Source organism: Chitinophagales bacterium (assembly GCA_013816805.1).
GTDB lineage: Bacteria > Bacteroidota > Bacteroidia > Chitinophagales > UBA10324 > MGR-bin340.
Window position 1 is genome coordinate 21,312 of record JACDDS010000005.1, and the last position, 26,654, is coordinate 47,965.

Consider the following 26,654-nt stretch of genomic DNA (forward strand, 5'->3'; position numbering starts at 1 on the left):
ACGGAAGGAATAATACAGAAGCTAAACTTACTTTTTAACACAGACCATATTTGCAATCTTATCATGCCAGGTTTGATGATGATCTGATACAAAAAAAGCCAGGCAGCTTAACACTGCAGGCACACCGGCAAGAATCACAAAGATCATATATACCCACGCTCTTGCAGCACACATCCTGAAAGGAGGCATTTCACTGGTAGTAGCATCAATCAATTTAATTCTAACCAGGCGTTTCCCTAATGTTCCTCCGGTACTTTCCATGATCGGTGAATAGAGCATCACCCAAAGCATTAAAGCAAGAGCAGGCATGGCCTGCTGCACACTTTTAATTATGAAATCCTCATTGAATGGTTTGCTTTGCTTTATAAAATAAATGGCAATGGCTTCAAACAGGTAAGCAGTGCCAAACACCATCAGGGTATCTACCGTTCTTGCAATCGCCCGTTGTGTAAAGGTTGCCAACTGCCGCTGTTCAGCCTCGGCTTCCCTAACAATTTTTTCCAGCAGTTTATCTATAGGATCCGGTTGTGTAGGCTGGGAAATCATTCAATGATTTTTAATGAAAGCTAAATTCAGAATGTTTCTTGGAAAAAGAAAATAAAAGTTTAAACGAGGACCTGAGACTAAGATCTGAGATCAAAACGGTGTAACTTTTAGCGTAATAAAATTCCAATGGTTCTGGTAAAATCCAGAGACTTTAAAAGATTTTAAAGCATATCCCGGACGGGTTTCAGACTCATTGAAGGTCAGATTGTGAAATTTCAGTCCCCACATACGGGCATCAAAATCTAATCAAAATATTTTCCGCAAATAGACCACCTGTGCCTTCAAATTAATATCGGAGAAGTTTACTTCGCAGATTTAGATGTCTATTCTAATGAATTTAATGTCTTCCAACCGACCTTATTCTTTATAAAAAGAGAGTGTTTGGATATAATAAAACCCAATGGAATTTATGGCTTACCTGATCTTATTATAGAAATTTTTCTCCCTGCGATTTCTATCATAATCTAAAAGTGAAAAGAAAGATTTATGAAAAATATGGCGTTGACGAATATGTGATCACTGATCCTGATAATAAAGAATGTTACCATTATATTTTAAGAGATGGAGCGTACGCTGAACTGGAAAAATGTCAGCAACATTTTTTTAGGAAGTATTGAGCATCGCTATTACTTTCTGGTGAGCAGTGATCTTTACTTAGAACCAACATACTTAAAAAGCATTGACTGGAAGAGTTGACTGCAGCTAACCTTGCAGCTCATTCTAATTATATTATCTGTTAGTTTCTTGAAATTGCTGCTATGCCAGGCAATATCTTTCCTTCGAAATATTCGAGCAGTGCTCCCCCACCGGTTGAAACGTAACTCACCTTATCGGCCAGGTTAAACTTATTGATTGCCGAAACAGAATCTCCTCCGCCAATCAATGAAAAGGCGCCTTTAGAGGTTGCTTCTGCAACCGCTTCTGCAACGGCCTTAGTGCCTTCCTGAAAATTATTAAATTCAAAAACACCCATTGGTCCATTCCATAAAATGGTTTTAGATAGCAGAATTACTTCTCTGAATTCTGCAATAGCTTTCGGACCAATATCCAGTCCCATAAAGCCGGAAGTAATTTCATTGCTTGGGCATTCACCCCGTTTTGCATCATTGCTGAATGCATCAGATGTAATGGAATCTGCAGGCAAGAGCAAGTTCACTTTTTTATCCTGTGCTTTTTTTACCAGATTTACCGCGTTGCTCAGGCGCTCGTCTTCGCAGAGTGAATTTCCAATATTTCCTCCCATCGCTTTAAAAAAAGTATACGCCATTCCACCTCCTATCAGCACGTTATCTGCTTTATCGATCAATTGCTCCAATATCAAAATTTTATCCGAAACTTTTGCCCCACCGATGATTGCAGTAAATGGTTTTGCAGGATTTCGAATAGCCTTATCTGCATTTTCAATTTCGGACGCCATCAGGAAACCGAACATCTTTTTTCCTGCAGTAAAAAAATTCGCAATTACAGCAGTAGAAGCATGCGCCCGATGTGCAGTTCCAAAAGCATCATTAACATAAACATCTCCAAGCGCTGCCAATTGTTTTGCAAATGCCTCATCACCTTTTTCTTCCTCGGGGTGGAACCTGAGGTTTTCCAAAAGCAGAACGTCACCATTTTTTAAAGACCCTGCTGATTGTTTTACTTCTTCTCCAATACAGTCCCCTGCAAACTTAATTGGCCGATATAATAACTGTGCAGCTTTATCCAATACATGCCTTAAAGAATATTTATCTTCCGGACCGCCCTTAGGCCTTCCGAGGTGCGACATCAGGATTACAGCACCGCCATCCTTTAATATTTTATTTATTGTTGCTAGTGCACCACGGATTCGTGTATCATCTTTTACCTGTAATGTCTGTTTATCAAGCGGCACATTAAAATCTACCCTAACAAGTGCCCGTTGGCTTTTAAAATTATAATCGGCAACAGTTTGCATACATTAATTTAAAAACGAAATAAATATAAATATCACAGCCAAAGGTTATGACTGTAATTGCCTATTGTAAATAATTACCGGATAGTTGCTTAAGCCCGCTCAGCCTGAAAAGCTTCCTTTTCAATCAGTGTGGCAAAATAGTGAACCGTACGCACCAATTGTGAAACGTAGCTCATTTCATTGTCGTACCAGGACACTGTTTTAACCAGCTGCTTCTCTCCCATCGACATCACCTTGGTTTGAGTGCCATCGAATAGAGATCCGTAGGTGATACCGATTACGTCGCTGCTTACAATTTCATCCTCGGTGTAACCGAATGATTCATTTGAAGATGCCTTCATGGCAGCGTTCACTTCCTGTATAGTAGTTTTCTTATTTAAAACAGTAGTAAGCTCAGTGAGAGAGCCGGTAATGGTTGGTACGCGCTGTGCGGTGCCGTCTAACTTTCCCTTTAATTCTGGGAGCACCAATCCTATTGCTTTTGCAGCGCCGGTGCTATTGGGAACAATATTAACTGCGGCTGCCCTGGCGCGGCGAAGGTCGCCTTTTGGGTGCGGAGAATCCTGTGTATTCTGGTCGTTGGTATAGGCGTGAATAGTGGTCATCAGGCCCATCTCAATGCCGAAACTGTCGTTCAGCACTTTTGCCATAGGAGCAAGACAATTGGTAGTGCAGGAAGCGCAGGAGATAATTGTTTCGCTTCCGTCGAGGATATCGTGATTCACATTAAAAACGATGGTCTTTAAATCTCCTGTAGCAGGAGCTGAAATTACCACCCGCTTTGCGCCGGCAGTAAGATGAGCGGAAGCCTTTTCCTTATCGGTAAAGAAACCAGTGCATTCAAGTACCACATCCACATCGTGCTGCCTCCATGGAATTTCTGCAGGGTTTTTTTGTGTATAAATATTGATTTCATTACCGTTTACAATAATGGAATTTTCAGTAGACCTTACATCAGCATTAAATCTACCCTGCGCTGAATCGTATTTTAATAAATGTGCTAATACCTTAGGGCTTGTAAGGTCATTGATGGCAACCACATCTATGCCATCCATTTCAAATATCTGCCGGTATACCAGGCGGCCAATCCTTCCGAATCCATTTATTGCAACTTTTACTGTTGACATTATTAGGAAATTTTTAAGGTGAGTTAAGGAATAATTTTGATTGGCAAAGGTAGAAAAAGAAGCTTTCAACTGAAATGATGCAGGAAATATTTTAACTGTGCAGATTGGAAATGGAGCGATAAAAAATTTATCTTTGCGACCGTTATTTACGAACGGCCGGTTGGTCAAGGGGTTAAGACGCCTCTCTTTCACGGAGGAATCACGAGTTCGATTCTCGTACCGGCTACAAAAGTACACTAATAACTGCCCGCTCCCCATGGCAACAGAGAGAGATGTAGCCAAGTCAATTGCTCAAAAACGACACCTCACGGCTAAATCACCTCACGGCTAAATCACGGCTAATGACTCGAACAAGTAGTTAAGCTATCAATGGCTTCCGTCCTGATTAGCGCCAGCTTACAAGAATTATGTGGAGTTATTTTATGCTAACATCTTACAGAAAGACAGAAGTGATGGTGACCCAATATCAAACACCGCACTTTTCATTATTCACCTAACAATAGTAATTTGCTTAAGAATATCTTGCATTAACGTATAAAGCTATTATCCTGCTATGTTATACCATTTCGGAAGCATTCTTAACTCTTTCATACTGATTTCGGTTTTAACTTTAATGTTAATGATATCTAAAGGAATAGCCCAGGATCTTCCTCAACACTATGCACTCACCATTACTGCAAATGATCTAAAAGACCGTCTCTCCGTTATCGCAAGTGTCGAAATGGATGGAAGAGAAACGGGCACAGCAGGGCAGCGTAGAGCTGCAGATTATATTGCCAATTCTTTTAAATCTATAGGTCTTCTTTCTGCCGGCAGCACGATAGGTTATTTCCAGGAGTATCCGCTTTTTACCGATACCATGGTCTCTTCTTCAATAGGTATCGGAAGAAAAAAATACTATTATGGCAACGACTTTCATGCTGCGGTTCGCACGAACCAGAGTAAAACCATTCTTGCCCAAAGAGTCATCTTCGCCGGGTATGGCATCAGCGATTCAGCATACGATGATTACAAAAATCTTGCTGTAACAGGAAGCATAGTTGTTATTGCTTATGGCGAACCTAAAATCGGTGCGAATTACCTGGTCAGCGGAGACGAGACAGCTTCCGGCTGGTCGTTCAGAACGATGTCAGAGAAAAAAGAGGCAGCATTAAAAAAGGGAGCAGCGGGAATTTTTTTCATAGATCCGCTTGGATCGCCAGATCCGGATGCAGCAAATACCGAAAAAAAATCAAGCCTCTATTTCAGGCATGAATACACAAGCGCTTCAACGATTAACTCAGCCTTTATCAGCAGGCAAATGGTGGCAGACCTTTTTGGCAAACAAGCTGCGGATACCTTACTCTCCAGGATGAAACGCGGCGCGCCATTCAGCCAGCACGATTATAGAAGTGTCAGTAAAAAAATTTTATTTGATTTTCAAAAAAATACATTTACAATGACTGCCGCGAGCAATGTTTTAGGGATGGTGGAGGGAAGCGATAAGAAAGATGAATACATTTTTGTTACCGCTCACTACGATCACCTGGGCGATAAAGGAAACGGGAAGATCTACTACGGCGCAGATGACGATGGGTCGGGAGTAAGTGCCGTGCTTGAGATTGCACAGGCATTTGAAAAAGCAAAAGAAGATGGATACGGCCCGCGCAGATCCATTGTTTTTATGACCGTTTCGGGAGAAGAAAAAGGATTATGGGGCTCAGAATTTTATACCTCACACCCGGTGTTCCCATTACAACAAACTGATATTGATCTCAATATCGATATGGTGGGAAGGATTGATCCAAAAAGGGAAGCTGCAGATTCTCTCAACTACGTTTATGTTATTGGTGATGATAAGATCAGCTCTCAATTGAGGCCTCTTTTAGACTCAGTAAATAACAGCCATTCAAACATAAATATTGACCGAAAATTCAATGGAAATGATCCGGAACGATTCTATTACAGGAGCGACCACTACAACTTTGCAAAAAATGGCGTGCCTGTAATGTTTTTCTTTAACGGCACCCATGCTGACTACCATCAAACAACAGACACCGTTAACAAAATAAATTTCGACCTGATGGAAAAACGGACGAGATTAATTTTCTACACAGCCTGGGAAATTGCTAACCGGCAAAGTTCTATTGTGCGGGATATTACATTAAAATAGTTTAAGGGCTGCAGTTACTTGAGATTTGTATTTAACCGGAATTGATTATTAAACCTTCTTCAAAGGCCTGAATAGGCAGATAAAAATATAGCAGAGGTATTGTAATAAAAATCCGCTATTTTGATCCCGATTGCAATAATCATAATTAAATTCATGAATATTTTATGTTGACTTTGCGCAAATTGAACTCAAATAATAACTAACCATTCACGATCATTGTAAACTATGGATAACGTTTCACCGTCTGTTAGTAAGGGTGCATTACCTACTTTGGTTACTGTATTTTTTTTCTGGGGATTCGTTGCAGCGTCAAATGGCATTTTTATTCCCTTCTGCAAATCGCACTTTAACTTAAATCAATTTCAATCGCAGCTTATTGATACCTCTTTTTATGGTGCCTATTTTTTCGGATCACTGCTTTTGTACTTGTTCTCCGCTTTTGCAGGGATTGATCTGCTAAATCGAATTGGATTTAAGCATGGGATAATTTACGGCCTGCTTATGTCGGTAGTCGGCGCCATTGCGCTTGCCTTTATTTCGATTTCACCAGGTGCTACTTTTGCAATGATCCTGCTCTGCTTCTTTATTATAGCACTAGGCTTCTCTTTACAGCAAACTTCTGCACAGCCGTTTGCAATTGCATTAGGAAATCCCGCTACAGGTGCTCACCGCCTCAATCTTGCAGGAGGAATAAACTCGCTGGGTACTTTACTGGGGCCATTAGCAGTAAGCTATGTCCTTTTTGGCGATATGAAAGATGCAGGCGTTGCCACCATCCAATCCATTCAGACACTGTACCTGATTTTAGGAGGTTTATTTTTTGCGGTGGCAATGTTTTTTCTAACTTCAAAAAAATTGCCCTCCATAAAAAATAATGAGCACGTTGAAAAAAGCAGAAAGGCGACTTCGTTATTACTGGCCATAGCAGTGCCTACCATCATGCTCTTATTCCTCAACCAGATGTTCAGTGATGATAACAGAGTTTACCTGGTAGCCGGTTCTTTGGTGATTATAATTGGTTTATTATTTTTTGCATACAGCTCCGCACAAAAAAACAAGGAAGGATGGGGAGCTATGCAGTTTCCTCAATTGGTGCTGGGCATGGTGGCAATATTTGTATATGTGGGAATGGAAGTAACTATACAAAGTAACATGGGCGCTTTATTGAGAAAACCTGAGTTTGGTGGCCTGGATGCAAAATATATCTCCCAATTTATTTCATTGTACTGGGGCAGTTTAATGATAGGAAGATGGACGGGCGCTGTAGCGGTATTTGATTTGAAGAGATCAACTAAAAGACTTCTTACCGTGGTAGTGCCACTCGTAGCCTTTGCCTTAATTCTTTTTGTAAATGTTATTCGTGGCAATGAAGTGAAAAATCTCTTTGTATATATTATCTGCATTGCAGTATTGATCGGGGCGTTTTATTATGCGAATGAAAGGCCGGCTAAAATGTTACTTACGGTTGCATTTCTAGGCACTATTGCAATGTTAATCGGTTTGTTAACCACGGGAACTCTGGGCACCTTTGCCTTTATAAGCGGTGGACTTTGCTGCTCGGTAATGTGGCCTTGCATATTTTCATTAGGAGTTACAGGGTTGGGCAAATACACCAGCCAGGGCTCAGCTTTTCTTATTATGATGATTCTAGGTGGTGCTATTATACCACCGGTACAGGGGGTAATTTGCGATTTCGATAGAACCAACCCGAATGGGATAATGGGTATTTCTTATACGCATTTCTCGTATATAGTACCATTCATTTGCTTTGCATATATGATTTGGCACGCTAACAAAACAAGAGCAATTTTAAAGTCACAGGGTCTCGATTACGACCAGCAACTGAGTGGTGGTCATTGACGATTATTGCAGTAAGCGAGGTGTTAACAGCTGAGCTTTATCCTTTTTTATTTTTTAATTGCCTCGGGTTCATCCCCTTTGTATTGAAATATATAATTGGTAAATCCGGAAGGCGGAATTGTGATAATGCCATGGTTAAACGTAATGCGGTCAGAGGTTTTTTTATTATCGAAAAAGTCCATAATCGTTTTCTTCCGGTTGACCAGTATAGCAGCATATTTTTTATTAACTACACCTGCTCCAATTAATTTCATGCATTTCCCCTGAACGGTAAATTCCAGCCCACTGTGGTTAGTCAGGCGGTCCAGGTAACGAACGAATGAGGAATCTTTAATAGATAATTTAGTTATGGCCACTGAATCATCTATTGACAGTGCCGCCTGTTTTATATTGTTTTGGGCAGCATAAAATTTTTTCTTTGATTCAAAAAATAACATTGCTTCTTTCTCCTTTTCCTCAAAATATTTCGGCGATATGGTAAGATGTGAATTAGGATGGAAAAACATATACCGTGATATCTTCCGCAATTGACCTTTCTGATCGTCATTTAATGCTGTCTGCATTGGCTTCCATTCCATCATAATAAAATCCTCTTTATCTTTCTTTTGCTTTTCTACGGATGATGTGTATGGAAAAGCAGGAGGTTTAAGAAAGATATTTGCAATTACATCCCAGATCACATCACGCCAATGGTATTTAGGATTGTTCAGATCGCCGGTGATCGGAAGTGTAATATCTATTTTCCGGTGTAAATTCCTGACAAGGAAAAGTACGATCGGCATTGGAATATGTTTGGTACCTTCATTTTTTACCTTATCGGCACGAGTAGGGTTTATGATCAGCAGGTGGTTATCGCTGTTGATTTGCTTGTTCACCACGTTCCATTTTCCGAGTAATTCTATAGTGCCTTTATCGAAAGGATATGAGGAATAAGTAATAGTGTATGGATTAAAAAGAGGCAGCGGAAGATCGGTAACGCTGTAATTAAGATGAAAATCTCCGAAGTCATTCGGATTCACATCGAACTTTACATCTACATTTCCAAAGGGATTCAGTTTGGATTGCATTGTCAAAAACATCCTCTTATTCCGAGTGCTTATGTTGGTTGCTTTTATTTCGATTGGGTTTGCAGTAAGTGAAAATTTTTCCAGGAGGGAGTAATCGGCATAGCGCAAATGTGCATTGGTTATGCTGAACTGATCTACACGGTATTGGCTGTTCACGATATTCGCTGCAAGCTCTTTCAGGTAATCAGCTATCAGGAATATAATGTTTGTTTGCGGATGCACAGCTTTCGCTTCCTGGATGTTTGCTCCTTTGGCACCGAACATACGCGCAAAATTATCGAGGTAGTCATACTTTTCATATTTGATAAATGGGCTGTCGAGTTTCAACGAACTGAAGAAATATTTTTTATCAGCCGGATTTAGAGAATCGATGTTCATTGAAAGTGAGGCAAACGAAACGTAATCATCGCTTATATTTTTCCCAAAATGAAAATCGCTGATGGCAAATTTTCCATTAGCCAATAAATCCAACTTGCTTCGAACGCTTCCTTTAGCATGGATATCTGCATCTAAGAAGGCGGAAATATTCCCATATTTTGAAAAATCTTTCAGGTACTGTTCCATTATTTTCAGATCAAACCTGGAAACCAAAGTGTGCAGATTGTAAACACTGCTCTTCATATTATAGTCTGCAAACCCTTTTACAGAGCCGCTGCCTATACCAGAAATAAAATTATATTCTACATGAGTGGTGTCCACATTCCAGTCAAGAGAGGGGCAGGATATATTCACTTTGGTAATGTAATATTTAACAGGAATGGAAAGCTCATTATAGTGGAATTCACTGTTCTTAATATTTATGTTCCGAATGCAGTAATGTAACGGGGCTGATGGTTTTGTGGAATCTGTTTTAATAAGATCAGAAAAATTAAACACCGTGGAATCCTGGATTACATTAATCCATAGTTGGTCGAAGGTTAAAGCGGAGAGTTCATAAGTCTTTGCAAAAAGCTTTCTTACGGTAATGTTTAAGGAAAGATTATTTGTTTTAATAAAAATCTGCGGACTTTTTTTCTCATACACCCGTAGATCATGTGCATTCACATACCCGCTAAAGGGGTTTACATACAGCCAGCTCATTTCAATTTTGCGGCCTACATATTTTTCGCTGTATTTTTCAATTATATATTTGGCAATGGGAGAAATAAAAATGATAACTACCGCGACAAAAATAAATAGTATTAAAAATATAATTAATGCATACCTTAAAAAACGATTTTTTATTTTCCTGAAAAGACGCAGCATAAGTTCGCTATAATTCATTTTCCGTGCCATCCTATAATTTTAAGGTTTACCGGCAGTATATAAAAGTAATATTAACTGAAAGGTATAAACAAAAGTGAGCCAACTTCTTATATAGACTTATATTCTTGAAATTAGCCGGAAACCTACTCCGTGGTGGTTTTCAATTTCCACTTGAGGATCTGAAGATAAATATTTTCTTAACTTGGAAATAAAGACATCCAGACTTCTTCCGAGGAAATAATCATCGCTACCCCAGACTCTAAGGAGCAGATCGTTGCGCTTCACAAGCTGGTTCATACTTGAACAAAGTGTTTTCAGAACTTCAGACTCTTTCTCCGTAAGCTTTAATTTTTTCTTTTTAACAGTTAATTCATAATTCAAATAGTCAAAGACACATGCTCCAAAACGAAAAAGCTTTTCTTTAGAATGGGCACTTTTACTCCTTTTTAAGAACACTTCAATACGTAAAACAAGCTCTTCAATATTAAAAGGTTTGGTTATAAAATCATCTCCACCGGTTTTAAATCCTTTAATGCGATCTTCCTTTCCGGACTTTGAAGTGAGAAACAAAATAGGAACTTCCTGATTTATCTGCCTTATTTGTTCTGCCAATGCATATCCATCCATCTTTGGGAGCATCACATCAAGGATGCATAGATCAAACTTTTCATTGATAAATTTATCCAATGCAGATTTTCCGTCGTCACACACTGTTACATTTAAGCCGGATAATCCAAGAAAATCACGAATCACCGATGCGAGGTTTTTATCGTCTTCCACTAATAAAATAGTTGCTTTGGTCAATTGCATCAGTTATATTTTTAGGAGGGGAAACGCGAGAATAACCTCTGTTCCCTCACCAGGCGAACTTATAATACGAACATTTCCATTGTGATCCTTCATAACCGTTTTTACATAATACAAACCCAGCCCAAAGCCTTTCACATCGTGAACATCTCCGGTTGGTACCCGGTAAAAACGATCAAAAATGCGTCTCCGGTTTTTTTTTACAATTCCGATTCCATTGTCCTTCACAATCAATTCTACAAATTGACCTGCATTTCTGGTGCTTATAAGAATCCGGGGAATTGCTTCATTATATTTAACTGCATTATCAACTAAATTAAAGATTACGTTTGAGAGGTGCATTGCATCTCCTATAATCATTGAAAAAACAGCCAGGAGTTCATGCTCAATTGCACCTCCTTTGTCAATTGTTAATTGCTCTAAACCAAGTATAGAATTTCTTAAAAAAATATTTAAATCAATTTCACTGAATTGATATTTCATTTTCTTCTCATCCCATACTGCAACCTGTAACACCCGTTCCACCTGGTTTTTCAAGCGAAGCGCTTCCTGCTGAATCAAGTTTGAATATTGCACCACAGAGGATGTTTGTTGTAATATTTCTGATCTGTTCAGCAGTTTAGATGTAACCAGTATGGTAGAAACCGGCGTTTTAAATTCATGAGTCATGTTGTTTACAAAGTCTTTTTGAATCTGCGATAACTGCTTCTGACGAAGGATGGTGATAAGGGCGAAGGCAAAAAACAACACAACCAGCAATAATACAGCTGATGAAAATAGCCATATCCCTAAAGAACCTGTTAGCTGGCTTCCCTTATCCGGAAAATTCACGCTGAAATAATACAGGTCATTTTTCCACTGTGGTAGTTCATGTGTAATACGCTCCTTTTCTGATGCAGTGAAAGAAACATAATTTCCATACACTAACTTTTGGTGATTACAATCATATACGCCATATTCAAAATCCATTAATAGACCCCGATTCTTAAATTCAGCTTTGAGCAGCGATTCAAGGGCCTTGGTATCTATTTCGCCATTTACGCTTACAACAAAATAATTACCTGATAACTGGTTAACCAATCCGCTGTTGGGAATTTGCTGATTATTAATTGTGAGGATTTGCTCTCCTACCCTTTGTAATGCAGTAAATACGTTTTGGTCGAATTCTTTCTCATTCACATCAAAAGCTTTTCGAAACCAGAATATTTGCAGAACAACAATTCCTGTTATGGCAAGCAAAGCCAGAATGGTAACTATTTGAATACTGCGATTTTGCATTAATAATTAAATAGGGCAAAAAGCCAATCTACAATTAGAGGATTTTCTAAAAAGAAATTTTTAATCAGGTGAAGGTTTGGATGTATATAAATTGAATGAAAACCTTGATTTGCAATGCCGGGATTCACCCTTTTACTAAAGATACCCGAGAAGCTAACCAGCTTTCTTTTAAAGGAATAATCCAGCGCTGGTCAAAATGTTTTTTTAAAGTGATGGTATTGTTAAATACTAAAGTGTCCTCTGTAATTTCTCCATTTTCAATTAACTTATCGAGGTCATTAAGTGCCGTTACATTTATATTATTTCCTGCTTTCCAGGACACTAACAGGCGGTTAAATAATTGCACCTGGTATTCAGATTCAATAACCTGCATAAAGTGCACTGATTTATCTATTGAGCAACCACTTGCCCCGGCATGTGTTTCATCCACCATTAAAACAATGAAGCGGTTGTAAAAAATTTCTCCCTTTGCCAGAAGGGTTGATCCGTGAGCCGTCCATTCTTTACAAAACAATTTCAAAGCATTATTGATATCGCGAGACTCAGTGTCTGTAAATGCACGATTGCACGTATAGATCCAAACCCTGGATTGATCATCGAAATTTTGATTCATTGAATTATTTATATCGTCAAAGATACTATTAGATACCGGTCATGAAAAATGCTATCTATAATCCCTGAGCTTCTGCTATCAGCTCTGAAATGTCTTTTAATTTAGGTGCATTTTCACCACCTGCATGCTTTAATCCATCATCAAGCATGGTCATACAAAACGGACAGGCAACTGCCACAGTTTTCGCACCTGTTGCAATTGCTTCTTCAGCTCTTTCTGCGTTTACGCGTTTTTTTCCTGGTTCTTCTTCTTTGAACACCTGTGCTCCCCCTGCTCCGCAACACAATCCTTTTGAGCCACACCGTTTCATCTCTTTTAAGTCAGCTTTAAGGGATTCAAGCACCTGCCGGGGCGCCTCATAAATTCCATTTCCCCTTCCTATGTAGCAGGAATCGTGATAGGTAATGGTTTCGACGCTTCGGCTTTCTTCAGTCTGCACTTTTATTTTTCCATCCAGAATCAACTGCTGAAGGAAAGAAGAGTGATGCAGTACTTCATAACTTCCGCCAAGGCCGGGGTATTCATTTTTTATAGTATTGAAGCAATGCGGGCAAGCTGTTACAATTTTTTCCACTCCGTAAGTATTTAAGGTACTGATATTCGACATGGCTTGCATCTGAAATAAAAATTCGTTGCCTGCGCGTTTTGCAGGGTCACCATTGCAGGTTTCTTCAGTTCCCAATACAGCGAACTTAATACCTGCCTGCTTTAAAATTTTAGCAAATGAGCGTGTTACATTTTTATTTCGCTCATCAAAAGAGCCTGCACAGCCTACCCAAAACAGCACTTCAATTTTTTCACCTTTTGAAGCAACGTCGTTCATGGTACTGATCTCCAGGCCATCTGCCCAATTAAATCGATCGGCTTGCGAAAACTGCCATGGTGCACCATTATTTTCGATGTTTGAGTTCATCATTGTCAGCTCATTTGGCACTTTAGATTCTTCCATCACCAGGCTTCGCCGTAAATCCATTATGATACTTAAGGGTGAAATATTTACAGGACATTCCTGCACACAGGCATTACAGGTGGTGCAGGCCCACAGCTCTTCTTCAGTAATATAATTGCCTAATAATGTTTTACTATCGTTATAATCGCTTCCATGTTTATCAATATTTTTTCCCACCTCTTCCATGCGGTCCCGGGTTTTCATCATGATAAGGCGGGGAGATAGTTTTTTACCGGTAATACTGGCAGGACATGCTGCAGTACATCGTCCGCATTCGGTGCAGGAATAGGCATCCATCAACTGCTTCCAGTTCAGATCAAAAATATCTTTTGCTCCGAACCGCTCCGAAGATAGTTCTGTAGCAGGCGGCTCTGTGGAAGGGTCAAGCATTAATTTTACTTCACGGGTTACGGAAGCCAGGTTGTTAAATTTTCCCTGAGGAAAAAGATTTGAGTAAAAGACATTCGGGAAGGAAATGATAATATGAAAATGCTTTGAAATAACCAGGTAATTCAAGAAGAAAAATATTCCGATTATATGGAACCACCACGCAGACCTCTCAACGGTTTGCAAACCCGAAATAGATAATGAGGAATATATAGGCGAGAAGAAAACATCACTAACGGGAAAAGCGCCAGCCTTTGTAAAGGATTCTGCAGCTCTGATTTGTAAAAGGTGATCAGTAGCATTTAAAGACAAAAAAGCTATCATCAGCAGAATTTCCATAATCAGAATATTGTTCCCATCACGGCGAGGCCAGCCGTCAAGATCACTGGAGGTAAGCCGGGGAACCTTAACAATATTCCTTCTGGCTAAAAAAACTATACAGGCTATCAACACCCCGAATGCCAGAATCTCAAAGCTCCCAATAAGAAAATTATAAAATGGTATGGGTAAAACCTTTGATAAGATCCGATGCGTCCCGAAAATTCCATCAATTATTATTTCAAGCACTTCAATATTAACAATGATAAAACCTGCATAAATTATCAGGTGAAAAAATCCAACCACAGGCTTTGCCATCATTTTCGATTGACCAAGCGCTACACGAAACAGGATATTCCATCTTTTCTTTTTACTTCCCTCAATCAGCACATCCCTTCCAAGATGGATGTTGCGAATTATCTTTCGCACATTAATGGTGAAAACTGAAATAGCAATAATAAAGCAGATAATAAAGACGACTTGGGCTATAGGCATTTATTGCTATTTTTAATGGTAAGTGCTGCTTAGATTTTCAGCCATAACATCACACTTATGGAATTTTTCAAAAGTAATTTATTATGAAGAGAATAATAAATTACGTTTTTATTTATACCCTCATTTTACCAATGTCTGTTCGAAGCCAGCACACGGCATCGATGAATACAGGCCTCAGAAGAGCACTGAGTCAACCCGTGAATTCGGGAAGAATGGTTTCTTTAATTGTAAAAAGCAACAACCCGGCCCTTGAAGAAATAACCAAAGAATCAGGAGGTATTTATAAGTTTACAATAGGTAATCTTAGCTCAATATCTCTTCCACTCAATAAGATAAATAGTTTTGTAAAACAAAGGGATATTATAAGCATTGAAGGATTATACGGCAGCGGGAAACTTTTTGATGAAATGACTTTGGTAAATGCGAATGTAAATCCCGTACATCAGGGGCTGTTTCCATTAGCCCAACCTTACGATGGAAAAGGAGTGGTAATTGCGGTGCTGGATGATGGAATTGATATCCATCATCCTGATTTTCAGAATGCCGATGGCACTACCAGAATAAAATTTTTATGGGATCAGACTTCAATAACGGGTGGAAATATACCTCAGCCCTATAATTATGGCCAGGAGTGGGATTCTGACGCAATTAATTCGGGAAGCTGCACACATGTGGAACCGTATTATGAGTATGGTCACGGATCAAATGTATCGGGAATAGCAGCAAGTAATGGTTTGGCTGTAAATAATTTTTACGGAGTTGCTCCTGCTTCAGATCTGCTTGTGGTTGCAGTGGATATGGGTGAAAACTTCCTGAATAATGTTGTAGACGCAACGAAATACGCTTTTGATAAAGCAGCCGAATTGCATGAACCGTGCGTTATTAATGCGAGCATCGGCACCTATTTTGGTTCGCATGATGGGCTAGACCTTGCAGCACTGTTAATTGATAGCTTAATTGCTTCCCAAAGTGGAAGGACCTTTGTTTGTGCTGCAGGTAATGCAGGTAATATTCCTTTTCATCTGGGATATCAAATACAAACAGATTCCGCTTTTACGTGGTTCAAATATGCTCCTAATATTCCGGGAGTTTTCTTTGAGTGGTGGATCAATAAATCAGAGGCAGACTCCTTTAATTTTGCTATTGGCGCAGATAATACAAATCCATTTTTCTTTGAGGGCAGAACGAAATACTATAACCTCAAAAACGATTTTGATTTACCTTCAGGAGCGCCCAGCTTAATGGATACACTTTGGAATGCGGGGTTGGAAACCGGAATAATATCCATAAATGTTCAGGCATTTGACAGCACATATTCATGCGATGTTTTTATAACTTCTGCAAATACTTCTGATCTTTGGCGGTTCATCACAAATGGAAGCGGGAAGTTTGATTTATGGAGCGGCCTTACCACCACGGGAACATCTGATATTATATATTCTGATTTGCCGGATTCGGTTTCATTCCCAGATATTTCTCGATATAAAGTACCGGATACTCAGGAAACTATTGTAAGCAGCTTCAGCTGTTCTGATAAAGTAATAACGGTGGGTAACTTTACAAATCGTAATCAATACATTGATGTTAATGGAAATCTTCAAATTTTTACCTCGGATACTACCGGGCAATTAGCCATTTCATCAAGCTTTGGACCTTCCCGGGATGGAAGAATAAAACCCGATATTACAGCACCCGGTAACCGCACACTTACTAGCGGCAATTTGCTGACCCTTCAGAATCTTTTATTATACCAGCCTTTTAAAGTTGCCCTGGGTGGATTACATAATTCCAATGGGGGCACTTCTATGGCTTCGCCGGTAGTTGCAGGGATTGCAGTATTATATTTAGAAAAAAAACCTGCGGCAAATTGGAAAGAAGTGAAAGATGCAATTTTATTTTCTGCAACAAAGGACCAGTATACAGGACCGGATTTACCAGATAACCATTGGGGTTATGGCAAAGCAGATGCTTTTGCAGCTATGACCAATATAATAAGCTACGGATGTACGGATCCCGCCTCTACTAACTATAATTCGGATGCTACTGTGGATAATGGCTCGTGTATTTATCTTTCAGAAATCCTTACTCAGCACAAAAATTTTTCCTTTTCCTGCTTTCCGAACCCCTTTCACTCTTTTACAAACTTTTCCTATGACCTGGATCAAAATTCGAATTGTAAAATTTTGATTACTGATATTTCAGGTTATATCTATAACGTTATAAAATTACATGAACGAAAAGGTACGGTAAGCTTTGAGAACCCTCTTCAACCAGGTATCTATCTTTACCTGTTGCAAACAGGTGTCAGGATATTAAGTACCGGGAAAATGGTTGTTTTTTAATATAGAATTCTACATCAAATTGCCAAATGGAAGCTATAAACAGATCATTAATTCTTACCGCTGACGATATAGATAAAAAAACAGAACGTATAGGATATGAAATACTGGAGAACAACGACGATGAGCACGAGATCATTTTGGCCGGCATCAGGCAAAAAGGATTTGTATTTGCCCAAAAGCTGGAATCAAAGCTTCGCATGTTTAGCAAGATTTCCATTATTTTGACAGATATACAACTGGAAAAACACAGACCGTCAGGTTCTCAGATACTGATGGGTATTGATCCTTCCACAGCTAACAATAAAGTTGTTATCGTGTGTGATGACGTCGCAAACACCGGAAAGACTTTATTATATGCCATGAAACCTTTCCTTGATTTTGCTCCGAAAAAAATACAGGTAGCTGTTCTCATTGACCGCAAGCATAAGGTCTATCCGGTTTGCGCGGATTACGTAGGGCTTTGCCTTTCAACCAATATGCAGGAACACATAACGGTTGAAATTGGCTCCGGACTTACCGAAGCCGTTTACCTGAGCTAACGGCATAAAAAAAAACTCCGCAAATAATTGCGGAGTTGTCTGATTCAATGTTAAACATTATTTTATTACTACAAACTTTTTCGTAAACACAGATGATTCAGCTTGTACCTTTAACAGGTAAGTTCCGTTTGCAAGACTATTGGTCTTAATTGCTACAGTATTTTCTCCTGAAGGTAAATTATGCAATTCATTAGCAAAATGCTTACCGTTTAAATCAAAAATGCTAATATTTATCAGCGCCGGCTTTGCTAAGTTTAGGTTTACATTAACCAGGCTGGACACAGGATTTGGAAAAACAATAACATTATCCAAAATCGTGTTCTGAGAAGAAATACCTACGTTCACTCCGGCAAGCGTACTTGAACGGAATATTCCACGGCCGTGAGTTGCTATGTAGAGGTAGGGGATTGTATTAAACGGAATTTGCCGAACCATAAGAGTGGGAACATGAGCCATTCCTGTATTTTCTTCTGACCAAACACCTGTACTCAAATCCTGAGAATAAACACCGAAATCGGTACCTACTATCAGATTATTGGGATTAGAAATATCTATAGTTGATCCGTACACCGGCATCATCGGCAGATCGCCTGTAATGTCGGCCATAACTATAGTATCTGACAAAGCATTATTCGATTTCCAGACATAGCTGGTATTACCATAATTACCTGCCGTTACTACAATATTATTGTTGTTAGTCGGGTCAATTGCAACGGAGCGGATATACCGGCCACTTGCCACTAAAACCGAAGTTACCTTAATGCCACTATCTGCAACATTCCATACAGTAGATGTAGGAGAAGAATAATGAAATTTTCCGGCGTTAAAAACATCCTTAATATTGCCGCAATGGTAAACGTATCCTGCCGTAGTGCCTGCATATAAGTCGTTTCCATCGTGTGAAAAACTTATACAGGAAACTGCGCCAATAGTAGAGCTTAGCCGGAACCAATCGGGAATTATCGAAAAATTAACTGCGTATGGAGTAAACCAAATACTTTTGCTGCTTCCACAGGCGTAAAAAGAAACCTGAGGGGAATCCAGCTGTTCCCACAATATAAAAGGAGTTACAAATTCAGCACCCTCATCTATTTTCCCGTTATTATCCTTATCAATACGAAAGTCGAAAAAAGTAGAAGCGCCTCCGCCTTTTGACGGAGATCGAAATAAAACACCATTCGGGGTACCTCCAAAAAAAGCATCCGGATTATTATGTGAAATTTCTGTATATCCACCATCGCCACCGAATATTGCATCCCCGGACATAGTAGTGTTTCCTAAAAAATCAATATAAATCGTCCCATTATCCTGGGTACCTCCTGTGACTTCGCCGGTAGCGGCAGCAGCCACAGAATACATTTGAGTAACGCGGTAATTGCGGTCTGCTGAATAAAATTCAGGCTGATCCTGGAGCGCATTATCAGTAATATATACTCCTCCATCACAACCTATAAGCATTTGAGTTGGTTTAAAAGGATTAAAAACCAGCGCATGCATATCCGGGTGAACATAGAATCCAAAAAAAGGATTTTGATAAGCATCTACTATTTTAACCCATCCCGTTGTGGATGTATAGCGATACATGATACCCGAACCTCCTACAAAAATTGTTTGAGGATCCGTTAAAGAAACAGTAACTGCATCATCATAATCTCCCTGACCACCGCTTTGAGGTTCAAAAAAAGCGAAGGGATTAAAATTTACACTGTTACCCGGTCCAATCTGCGTCCAGCTAAGTCCTGCATCAGTAGATTGAAAAACGCCAGCCATTCCACCTGAACTATTTACCGTGCTGGCATATACATAATTAGCATCAGATTGCGCTACTGCTAATTCAATTCTGCTAAAGCTGCCTGTAAAAAAAGAACTTTGCCCGGTTGGCAGCTGAAAATCATCTCCATCAGGTGCAGTAGATCTGTAATATTTATTGCCTATGCTGGCATGAACATAGCCATCGTTTCCCGTTTTTACATCTGTTGACGAAATGACACCTACAGGCCCGTAAACAGCCACCCAGGAGAGGCCGCCATCGTGAGATACTTTTAAACCGGTATTGGTAGCGGCGTATACTCTGTTAGGATCGTTGGGGCTCACTGCTATTCGATTGACGTCAGCCCAATCTACAAAAACATTTACGGCGGATACAGGCTGTGTAGACTGCAGCTGGCTGAAAAAATTACCGCCATCTGTAGATTTCCAGATCCCCTGGCCTATAAATCCGCCGGTACCTGTACCATTGTTGAAGTATAAACCTTCTCCGGTACCAAAGTAAATATCACCCGTTGGGCCCTGCGCAAGGCTTACTATCGTCAGGCATTTATACTGATCCCCGATATTTTGCCAGGATTGGCCGCCATTTGTGCTTTTCCACAATCCTCCGGAAACACCCGCGGCAAAAACTACATTTGCATTTTTTGCATCAAATAGAATGGCTCGGGTTCGTCCACCGACATTGTCAGGTCCCATCTCCTGCCACTGAATGCCAAGGCTGCGGGAAGAGACCAACGTCTCTGCAGCATTATAAGCTCTTACTTCGTCGTTTAGATCTAATTTACCGGTTATTTGATTTGCCCGAATACGGTACATGTAATCGATATAGCCGCGCGCATCCTGAGTCTCATTCTGTTCAGAATCCAAACTTATTTTCTGGAACATGTACATTAATGAGGTTAAGGTTAACGCAATAAATAATCCTGTGAGTAATGGTATTCTCATGGTTTGGTTGTAGGTGTAAGTCGCTAAATTAGAAAAGATTCTTCCAAAAGAAATATTAATCCTTTATCACGGGTCACAGCTTTGTAAAAGGAAATATTTATGCAAGATGTCGTTCGGCATGGTAAGACGACCGCACTAAAGGACCACTTTCAATATATTTAAATCCCCTGGATATGCCTGCTAATCTATATTCCAAAAAAATATCCGGATGAATCCATTCAATAACTTCCAGGTGATTTTTTGTCGGTTGAAGATATTGCCCAATCGTCATTATATCACACCCCCACTCTAAAAGATCATCCATAACCTTAAATACTTCGTCCCGGGTTTCTCCAAGGCCGGCCATAATGCCCGATTTTGTTCTAATGCCCCCATCTTTTAATCTTTTTATTACTGAAAGTGAGCGATCATATTTCGCCTGAGGACGCACTTTTCTATATAAGCGGGGAATGGTTTCCATGTTATGCGAAACTACCTCTGGGGCTGCTTCTATCATTTTATCTATGCTCGCCGTATTTCCTTTAAAATCCGGAATCAGTGTTTCCAAAGTTGTTCCCGGACTTAAGGTGCGTACTGCCTTAACTGTAGCTGCCCAAATATCTGCACCGCCATCTTTTAATTCATCCCTGTTCACGGAAGTGATCACCGCATGCTTAACACCCATCAGCTTTATTGCTTCTGCAACACGCAGCGGTTCATCCCAATCCAGTTCTGTGGGCATCCCTGTAGCCACAGCACAAAACCCACAGGAACGCGTGCAAACATTCCCAAGAATCATAAAAGTAGCTGTACCAGCTCCCCAGCATTCCCCCATATTAGGACAATTACCACTTTCACATATCGTATGAAGTTTATATTGATCTACCAGGCTCCTTACATGGCGGTAATTTTCACCAGTGGGTAATTTAACTCTGAGCCAATCCGGTTTTTTTAACCGGGGTGGTTTTGACGAAAGAATGTTTGCTTCCATTTGGCTCACCACTTTTTTCCAAACTGAACGCTCAAATAAACATTAGGATAAAACTGAGCATTCTTTTTAATTACCATTACCGGGATTCTCTTATAGTATGCCTCGAGTGAAACTCCAACTTCCAATGTTTTTACAAAATCATCATAAGTCGCCCAGTCGAATGTTAATCCGGATTTAAAATGCAAGCCTGGAATTACTTTTATTTCCCCCAATCCATAAGCAAATCCGGCACCTCCATAAATTGAAAACCAATCCAGGAATTTATCGGCTGTTTCTGAAGTATATTTCTGCGTTTCTATTCTATAGGAAGTAGTATTATCTACAGGATATAAAAGGTCGAGGTAATAAGGCTTTAGTAATCCAAGAGATAATCCACCAACTGCTTTTATTCCAACCTGCACTCCACTTTTTTCTGCACGCTCGGCAATCAGGATTTCCCGGCCAAGCGAAGCATGTAACTGGTAGAAATTATTTTGCTTGCCGTAAACAAATGGTTTTGGAGAATTAATTCCTAAAAAAGAAAATCCAAAATCTATGGTTTGCTTTATTTCTTTTGGGCTGTGAATCTGCGTAAATTCAAATTCATAAATGGTTTTTCTGCGAAGAGAAGTGCGTGAGGCTTTATCAACAAAAACGCCCCATCCGGTAGTATGTAAGCTTAAGCCCCCGCTCAGTTCGTGGTTATAAATAATGCCTTTCCGGTTGTCTGAAGTTTGAGCAAAAGCCAAGGACGAATACACAAGCAAAATGGCTATGCCGGCTAAGTATTTCACACTTCAATATTAGAACATTTGGTCTACATTTGAATACCTTTATAAAAAATGATTAATCTATGACTTGTGAAGTAACTTATAAGGGTGAATTGAGATGCGAAATGACGCATCTTCAATCAGGCGATAAAATAATTACCGATGCGCCGACGGATAATCATGGAAGAGGAAAGGCATTTTCACCAACCGATTTAACTTCATCGTCAACTGCTGTTTGTGCACTTACTACCATCGGAATTGCAGCAGAGATGCATGGATTTAATATTGAAGGGAGCAAAGCTGAAGTTACTAAAGTAATGAGCAATAATCCCAGAAGAATTTCTGAAGTACACATTACTTTCTATTTTCCATTCTTCAATTATTCTCAGAAAGAAAAAAAGTTAATTGAACATGCAGCAAGAACCTGTCCTGTAATGCTCAGCTTACATCCTGATATTAAAAAAGAAATGACATTCATATTTTAAAGGTTGCCAGTTAATGACTATCCATTATATCTGCAGCGGGTTAAACATATTTATTTTAATTATTACTTCTTATAGAAAAAGAATTCTAAATACAATGGATAACAAACCTTAAACTACTTACCGGCTTTGGTAGTATTTTTTTAATGCGATAATCTAAACTATGCGGGAATGGATATTCCATTTGGGATTGGTAGTAGATACATTCTCTGTTCGAATTCAGAAGTGCAGATAACAAGAAAATTTCTTCTTAATATGGATCGGGAAGAAAGAAAATTGAACTGTGGGACATATAGATCAACGTTTTCGGAATGGCAGAAAACAATTAAAGCCATAATATCATTTTAATATTTCATGCCCCATTTTATCACGCTTTGTTTTTAAATAGCTTTCATTATGTGGATTCGGATATTGCTCAATGGGAACGTTTTCAACTATTTCCAAACCATATCCCTTTAATCCTGCCCTTTTTTTTGGATTATTAGTCATAAGCCGGATTTTTTGAATTCCCAGATCGCGCAAAATCTGAGCGCCTACGCCATAATCTCTTTCATCCATTCCAAATCCCAATTGTATATTAGCATCCACAGTATCGAAGCCCTGTTCCTGTAAAGCATAAGCCTTTAACTTATTAAGCAAGCCAATACCCCTTCCTTCCTGATTCATATATAATACTACTCCCCTTCCTTCCTGTTCTACCATGTACATGGCATCATGCAGCTGACCTCCGCAATCACACCTTTGCGATCCAAATACGTCTCCTGTAAGACAACAGGAATGCACCCGTACAAGAACGGAATCATTCTTTTCAAAGTTTCCTTTTACCAGTGCAAGATGCACATCGCCGGTATTGATTTGGGAGTAAGCATGTAACTTAAAGACACCCCAATCGGTAGGCATATTCACAACCACTTCTTTCCTGATAAGAGATTCGTTTTTAAGCCTGTATTCAATTAAATCTTTTATAGTTATCAGCTTAAGATTAAATTTCTGTGCCACATTCACTAATTCCGGTAAGCGGGCCATGCTGCCATCATCATGGATAATTTCTACGAGCACTCCAGCCGGATCAAATCCGGCGAGACGAGCAAGATCAACAGTTGCCTCTGTGTGACCGGCTCTTCGCAGTACGCCGCCTGTGATGGCTTTTAACGGGAAAATGTGACCCGGCCTTCCTAAATCATCCGGCTTTGTTTCAGGATTAATAAGAGCTTGTATGGTTTTGGAGCGGTCGAATGCTGAAATACCGGTGGTTACTCCGTTTCCAAGCAGATCCACAGAAACTGTAAAAGGAGTTTGATGTAATGCGGTATTCTTACCCACCATTAGGTTCAGATTCAATTCATCGCAACGCTGTTCTGTTAAAGGAGCACAAACAAGACCACGGCCCTCCTTAGACATAAAATTGATGATCTCAGGAGTTGCATTCTGCGCAGCAGTAATAAAATCTCCCTCATTTTCACGGTCTTCATCATCAACCACAATCACGAGCTTTCCATTACGAATATCATCAATGGCCTCTTCAATAGTATGGAATTGAAAATTATTGATTCCGTTGTGTTGGCGTCCAGACATTGTTTTTAACTCCTCCTATAAATTTAAAAAAACCATTTAGTAATGCAAGATTCATTACATAGAAATGCGTGATATATCGTAAACCAAAAAAATGCACTTTTAGTTTTCGCAGCACTGAATCCAAAATCGGGATGAGAAGCAGAATGCATTGAATCCAGAAGCAAAGGTTATAGAATGTATTGCTGAAGGATAAGGCAAAGTTGCTCAAATATGCCCCAATGATAAAAAAAGGACCCATCCAGCGCAACACTTTATGCGACCAAAAGGCAAAGGCAATTCCGCCTTTGGATGGCGACAATAGTTTATTAAACCGTCCAATAATCTGAAAATTTCCGGTAGCTATCCTGCTTTTACGGCGAAATTCTTCTGCAATCCTGTTACTTACATCCTCATAACAGACAGCATTCAGTTCTGCAAGCGCTTTTCCACGCTGTTCCAGAACGGACATGGTAATATAAAAATCATCCACTATAAACTTATCAGGAACTGGTATAAAGTAATCCTTCCTTATAGCATAACAACCTCCGAAGGCTCCCATCATTCCACCCCATAAAATACCTTCCAGATATTTAATATGGTTTTCCATGAATAAGTAGGAGCTCTCCTGAAATGAAATGCCATCCGTCTTCAGATTCGGATTTAAGATGTTGGCTCCAACAAGAGCAACCGGCTGTTGTTTAAAGTGTTTTACCAGCTCATAGATAACGGTTTCAGAAAAAAAAACATTTGCATCAGTAAGTAACAAAATTTGCCCCCGCGATAGTTCAGCCAGCCGGTTCATAATATTTACCTTACCGCTACGCTGATAAAAACGTATCAATTTCAGCTTAGGAAAGCGTTCTGAGTACTTTAGAATGATCTCCTCTGAACGATCTGTAGATTGATCTGAGCCAATTAAAAATTCAATTTTGTCAATAGGGTAGGATGTGTTGAAGGTGCTTATTATTTTCTTCTCAATTACCTCTTCTTCATTATAGACTGCCAGTAAAATGGAAACATCGGGCAATTCTTCATTAAGATCATATGTAACTTTATTCTGAGATCTATTTCTTGAAAATAGTTGAAGGAGAAGCGGATAAAAAATATAACTGTGAAACAATAGGATTACGGAGCACCAGAAAATTAATTCTATTGCTATCACTTCAAAAGAGATTGATAAAACTGTAGCAAGTGTTCTATGTGTTTGCGGATATCATAATGTTGTTTCACAAAAGTACGACTGTTCTCGCCCAGCTGATGGGCAAACTCAGCATCATTCAGACATTTTTTAATATGTCTTGCAAACCCATCCGCATCATCTGCAATTAAAATGTTTTCACCATTTGTTATATCAATCCCTTCGGCTGCCACTGTGGTAGCTATTACTGGTTTACCTTCTGCCATGGCCTCAATAATTTTAACACGAATGCCGCTTCCGGAAAACAGGGGGACGATTATGATGGCTTTAGAACGAATGAATGCCCTCGCATTTTCCACTTCACCTACCAGCTCCAGATTAGGCTGCTTAGTGTCAGGAAAATCTTCAGGAAAATTTCTGCCGGCTAAGAATAGTTTTGCTTTCGGGTACTGACCATGCACTTTTGGCCAAACCTTCTCCAGAAACCATTCTATGCCTTCGCGGTTGGGCAGCCAGTCCATGGACCCTATATATGCAAGAGAATCTTTTTCTTCAGCAATTTCACGTTCCGGAAATTTGAATGAGATCTTGTCGCTTACAGTCAGCGATCCGTTAATATTCATTCCAATAGGGCAGGAATGAATTGGCAGCTTGCATCCAAGCTCTATAAATTTGGCAGCATCTACATCAGAGATCGGTATTAAGGCATCGCATGAATTGATGTTATATATTTCAAATTCTTTCATGCGCGCCGCCAGTGTTTGCAAGTACCACTTCTTTGCACCTGTTTTCACCAGCTTTGAATTACGCTCCCAGATTAAGTGCTCGATATTGTGCGCCCTAAGCACCACCTTAGCTTTTGAATATTTACGGACAGTAAGTAAATATGGTAACAAGTATAACCCTTCCAGCTGAACAATATCAAATTCATTCTTCAGTAAAATTCCTGACAATAATTTTTCAAAATCTGGGGATACAAATCTTTGAATGTTGTATGAGTCACCGCGAAACATGCTGCGCAATGCATCCCACCAATTCACATCCGTATCGAGCAATACAGAATGAAAATCGGCAAGCTCCTGATTTTCGACAGGCAATTCTGCAGGAGGAAAAAAATGCTTCCTAGTATTGATGGCTGCCACCGTAACCTTATGTCCTGCATCATGAAATCCACGGGTTAGCTGATGAATGGCAATTACCTCACCATCACGGAGGGGATATGGAAATTTTTTACAGACTTGCAGAATCCTCACTTCAGCGGTTATGAGAGGCGCAAAAATACAATGATTGACGAATTTTTGTTTGAGAAGTTATCAAGCTGATTTAGAATATCGGATATCATTTAGTTCAATAGAATGCTGACGCAACTTTCTATTTTTGTTACC

At 39.6% G+C, this 26,654-nt stretch carries 20 protein-coding genes and 1 tRNA gene; 7 read left to right on the plus strand and 14 right to left on the minus strand.

The features are described from left to right. Positions 1-27 precede the first annotated feature (27 nt). Positions 28-546 (minus strand): RDD family protein, encoded by a 519-nt coding sequence (locus H0W62_05230; protein MBA3647942.1) that lies wholly within the window; start codon positions 544-546, stop codon positions 28-30. Positions 547-1,016: 470 nt separating this feature from the next. Between H0W62_05230 and H0W62_05235 the strand changes: the two genes are divergently transcribed. After that, the gene (locus H0W62_05235) at positions 1,017-1,163 is read left to right on the plus strand and encodes a Uma2 family endonuclease (protein ID MBA3647943.1); all 147 of its coding nucleotides are present in this window, start codon (positions 1,017-1,019) and stop codon (positions 1,161-1,163) included. A gap of 119 nt (positions 1,164-1,282) precedes the next feature. On the opposite strand, the gene H0W62_05240 is transcribed toward H0W62_05235, so the two are convergent. Beyond that, positions 1,283-2,482 carry a phosphoglycerate kinase gene (locus H0W62_05240; protein ID MBA3647944.1) on the minus strand — a complete coding sequence of 400 codons (1,200 nt, stop codon included), beginning with the start codon at positions 2,480-2,482 and terminating at the stop codon, positions 1,283-1,285. An 89-nt stretch (positions 2,483-2,571) separates the two neighbouring features. Continuing rightward, entirely contained in the window at positions 2,572-3,609 is a 1,038-nt protein-coding gene (gap, locus tag H0W62_05245; GenBank protein MBA3647945.1) for a type I glyceraldehyde-3-phosphate dehydrogenase, read from the minus strand. Positions 3,610-3,763: 154 nt separating this feature from the next. Between gap and H0W62_05250 the strand changes: the two genes are divergently transcribed. The 3 genes from H0W62_05250 to H0W62_05260 all read left to right on the plus strand — a co-directional run bounded on the left by H0W62_05250 (position 3,764) and on the right by H0W62_05260 (position 7,621). After that, positions 3,764-3,835: transfer RNA gene (locus tag H0W62_05250), tRNA-Glu, on the plus strand. A 393-nt stretch (positions 3,836-4,228) separates the two neighbouring features. Then, a complete protein-coding gene (locus H0W62_05255; protein MBA3647946.1) occupies positions 4,229-5,761 on the plus strand; it encodes a M28 family peptidase in 1,533 nt (510 codons plus the stop codon). Positions 5,762-5,986: 225 nt separating this feature from the next. Next, on the plus strand, positions 5,987-7,621 hold the full coding sequence (locus H0W62_05260) for an MFS transporter (GenBank protein MBA3647947.1): 1,635 nt from the start codon (positions 5,987-5,989) through the stop codon (positions 7,619-7,621). A gap of 47 nt (positions 7,622-7,668) precedes the next feature. On the opposite strand, the gene H0W62_05265 is transcribed toward H0W62_05260, so the two are convergent. The 5 genes from H0W62_05265 to H0W62_05285 all read right to left on the minus strand — a co-directional run bounded on the left by H0W62_05265 (position 7,669) and on the right by H0W62_05285 (position 14,780). After that, positions 7,669-9,963: a DUF748 domain-containing protein gene (locus H0W62_05265; protein ID MBA3647948.1), complete on the minus strand. Its 2,295-nt coding sequence runs from the start codon at positions 9,961-9,963 to the stop codon at positions 7,669-7,671. A gap of 87 nt (positions 9,964-10,050) precedes the next feature. Beyond that, on the minus strand, positions 10,051-10,743 hold the full coding sequence (locus tag H0W62_05270) for a response regulator transcription factor (GenBank protein ID MBA3647949.1): 693 nt from the start codon (positions 10,741-10,743) through the stop codon (positions 10,051-10,053). A gap of 3 nt (positions 10,744-10,746) precedes the next feature. Next, positions 10,747-12,018, minus strand: a complete 1,272-nt coding sequence (locus H0W62_05275; GenBank protein MBA3647950.1) for a HAMP domain-containing histidine kinase — start codon at positions 12,016-12,018, stop codon at positions 10,747-10,749. Positions 12,019-12,142: 124 nt separating this feature from the next. Beyond that, on the minus strand, positions 12,143-12,631 hold the full coding sequence (locus H0W62_05280; GenBank protein MBA3647951.1) for an ABC transporter ATPase: 489 nt from the start codon (positions 12,629-12,631) through the stop codon (positions 12,143-12,145). 55 nt (positions 12,632-12,686) lie between these two features. Next, complete coding sequence (locus H0W62_05285) at positions 12,687-14,780, minus strand: (Fe-S)-binding protein (protein ID MBA3647952.1); 2,094 nt, start codon at positions 14,778-14,780, stop codon at positions 12,687-12,689. An 83-nt stretch (positions 14,781-14,863) separates the two neighbouring features. On the opposite strand from H0W62_05285, the gene H0W62_05290 reads away from it, so the two are divergent. Together H0W62_05290 and H0W62_05295 are read left to right on the plus strand one after the other, a co-directional pair. After that, the gene (locus tag H0W62_05290; GenBank protein ID MBA3647953.1) at positions 14,864-17,122 is read left to right on the plus strand and encodes a S8 family serine peptidase; all 2,259 of its coding nucleotides are present in this window, start codon (positions 14,864-14,866) and stop codon (positions 17,120-17,122) included. Positions 17,123-17,157: 35 nt separating this feature from the next. Beyond that, the gene (locus tag H0W62_05295; protein MBA3647954.1) at positions 17,158-17,661 is read left to right on the plus strand and encodes a phosphoribosyltransferase; all 504 of its coding nucleotides are present in this window, start codon (positions 17,158-17,160) and stop codon (positions 17,659-17,661) included. Between the two features lie 57 nt (positions 17,662-17,718). Here the strand turns inward: H0W62_05295 and H0W62_05300 are convergent, their stop codons facing one another. From H0W62_05300 to H0W62_05310, 3 genes are all read right to left on the minus strand, one after another. Continuing rightward, positions 17,719-20,316 (minus strand): T9SS type A sorting domain-containing protein, encoded by a 2,598-nt coding sequence (locus tag H0W62_05300; GenBank protein ID MBA3647955.1) that lies wholly within the window; start codon positions 20,314-20,316, stop codon positions 17,719-17,721. 157 nt (positions 20,317-20,473) lie between these two features. Further along, positions 20,474-21,346, minus strand: coding sequence for a lipoyl synthase (lipA, locus tag H0W62_05305; protein ID MBA3647956.1), 873 nt, complete (start codon positions 21,344-21,346; stop codon positions 20,474-20,476). A gap of 5 nt (positions 21,347-21,351) precedes the next feature. Further along, on the minus strand, positions 21,352-22,119 hold the full coding sequence (locus H0W62_05310; protein MBA3647957.1) for a hypothetical protein: 768 nt from the start codon (positions 22,117-22,119) through the stop codon (positions 21,352-21,354). A 59-nt stretch (positions 22,120-22,178) separates the two neighbouring features. On the opposite strand from H0W62_05310, the gene H0W62_05315 reads away from it, so the two are divergent. Beyond that, complete coding sequence (locus H0W62_05315) at positions 22,179-22,580, plus strand: OsmC family protein (GenBank protein MBA3647958.1); 402 nt, start codon at positions 22,179-22,181, stop codon at positions 22,578-22,580. A gap of 336 nt (positions 22,581-22,916) precedes the next feature. On the opposite strand, the gene H0W62_05320 is transcribed toward H0W62_05315, so the two are convergent. The 3 genes from H0W62_05320 to H0W62_05330 are packed head-to-tail and all read right to left on the minus strand — an operon-like array spanning position 22,917 to position 26,522. Next, positions 22,917-24,152 carry a bifunctional 3,4-dihydroxy-2-butanone-4-phosphate synthase/GTP cyclohydrolase II gene (locus H0W62_05320; GenBank protein ID MBA3647959.1) on the minus strand — a complete coding sequence of 412 codons (1,236 nt, stop codon included), beginning with the start codon at positions 24,150-24,152 and terminating at the stop codon, positions 22,917-22,919. After that, positions 24,121-25,293 carry a glycosyltransferase gene (locus H0W62_05325; protein ID MBA3647960.1) on the minus strand — a complete coding sequence of 391 codons (1,173 nt, stop codon included), beginning with the start codon at positions 25,291-25,293 and terminating at the stop codon, positions 24,121-24,123. Before H0W62_05325 ends, H0W62_05320 begins: the two co-directional genes overlap by 32 nt. Further along, complete coding sequence (locus tag H0W62_05330; protein MBA3647961.1) at positions 25,290-26,522, minus strand: glycosyltransferase family 4 protein; 1,233 nt, start codon at positions 26,520-26,522, stop codon at positions 25,290-25,292. Before H0W62_05330 ends, H0W62_05325 begins: the two co-directional genes overlap by 4 nt. Positions 26,523-26,654: the final 132 nt, after the last annotated feature.

Bases quoted from the DNA above. Each gene is read 5' to 3' on its own strand.
- H0W62_05320 (MBA3647959.1), bottom strand. From the start codon at position 24,152: ATGTCTGGACGCCAACACAACGGAATCAATAATTTTCAATTCCATACT.
- H0W62_05285 (MBA3647952.1), bottom strand. From the start codon at position 14,780: ATGCCTATAGCCCAAGTCGTCTTTATTATCTGCTTTATTATTGCTATT.
- H0W62_05255 (MBA3647946.1), top strand. From the start codon at position 4,229: ATGATATCTAAAGGAATAGCCCAGGATCTTCCTCAACACTATGCACTC.
- H0W62_05265 (MBA3647948.1), bottom strand. From the start codon at position 9,963: ATGGCACGGAAAATGAATTATAGCGAACTTATGCTGCGTCTTTTCAGG.
- H0W62_05315 (MBA3647958.1), top strand. From the start codon at position 22,179: ATGACTTGTGAAGTAACTTATAAGGGTGAATTGAGATGCGAAATGACG.
- H0W62_05230 (MBA3647942.1), bottom strand. From the start codon at position 546: ATGATTTCCCAGCCTACACAACCGGATCCTATAGATAAACTGCTGGAA.
- H0W62_05240 (MBA3647944.1), bottom strand. From the start codon at position 2,482: ATGCAAACTGTTGCCGATTATAATTTTAAAAGCCAACGGGCACTTGTT.
- gap (MBA3647945.1), bottom strand. From the start codon at position 3,609: ATGTCAACAGTAAAAGTTGCAATAAATGGATTCGGAAGGATTGGCCGC.
- H0W62_05275 (MBA3647950.1), bottom strand. From the start codon at position 12,018: ATGCAAAATCGCAGTATTCAAATAGTTACCATTCTGGCTTTGCTTGCC.
- H0W62_05270 (MBA3647949.1), bottom strand. From the start codon at position 10,743: ATGCAATTGACCAAAGCAACTATTTTATTAGTGGAAGACGATAAAAAC.
- lipA (MBA3647956.1), bottom strand. From the start codon at position 21,346: ATGGAAGCAAACATTCTTTCGTCAAAACCACCCCGGTTAAAAAAACCG.
- H0W62_05280 (MBA3647951.1), bottom strand. From the start codon at position 12,631: ATGAATCAAAATTTCGATGATCAATCCAGGGTTTGGATCTATACGTGC.
- H0W62_05300 (MBA3647955.1), bottom strand. From the start codon at position 20,316: ATGTTCCAGAAAATAAGTTTGGATTCTGAACAGAATGAGACTCAGGAT.
- H0W62_05290 (MBA3647953.1), top strand. From the start codon at position 14,864: ATGAAGAGAATAATAAATTACGTTTTTATTTATACCCTCATTTTACCA.
- H0W62_05260 (MBA3647947.1), top strand. From the start codon at position 5,987: ATGGATAACGTTTCACCGTCTGTTAGTAAGGGTGCATTACCTACTTTG.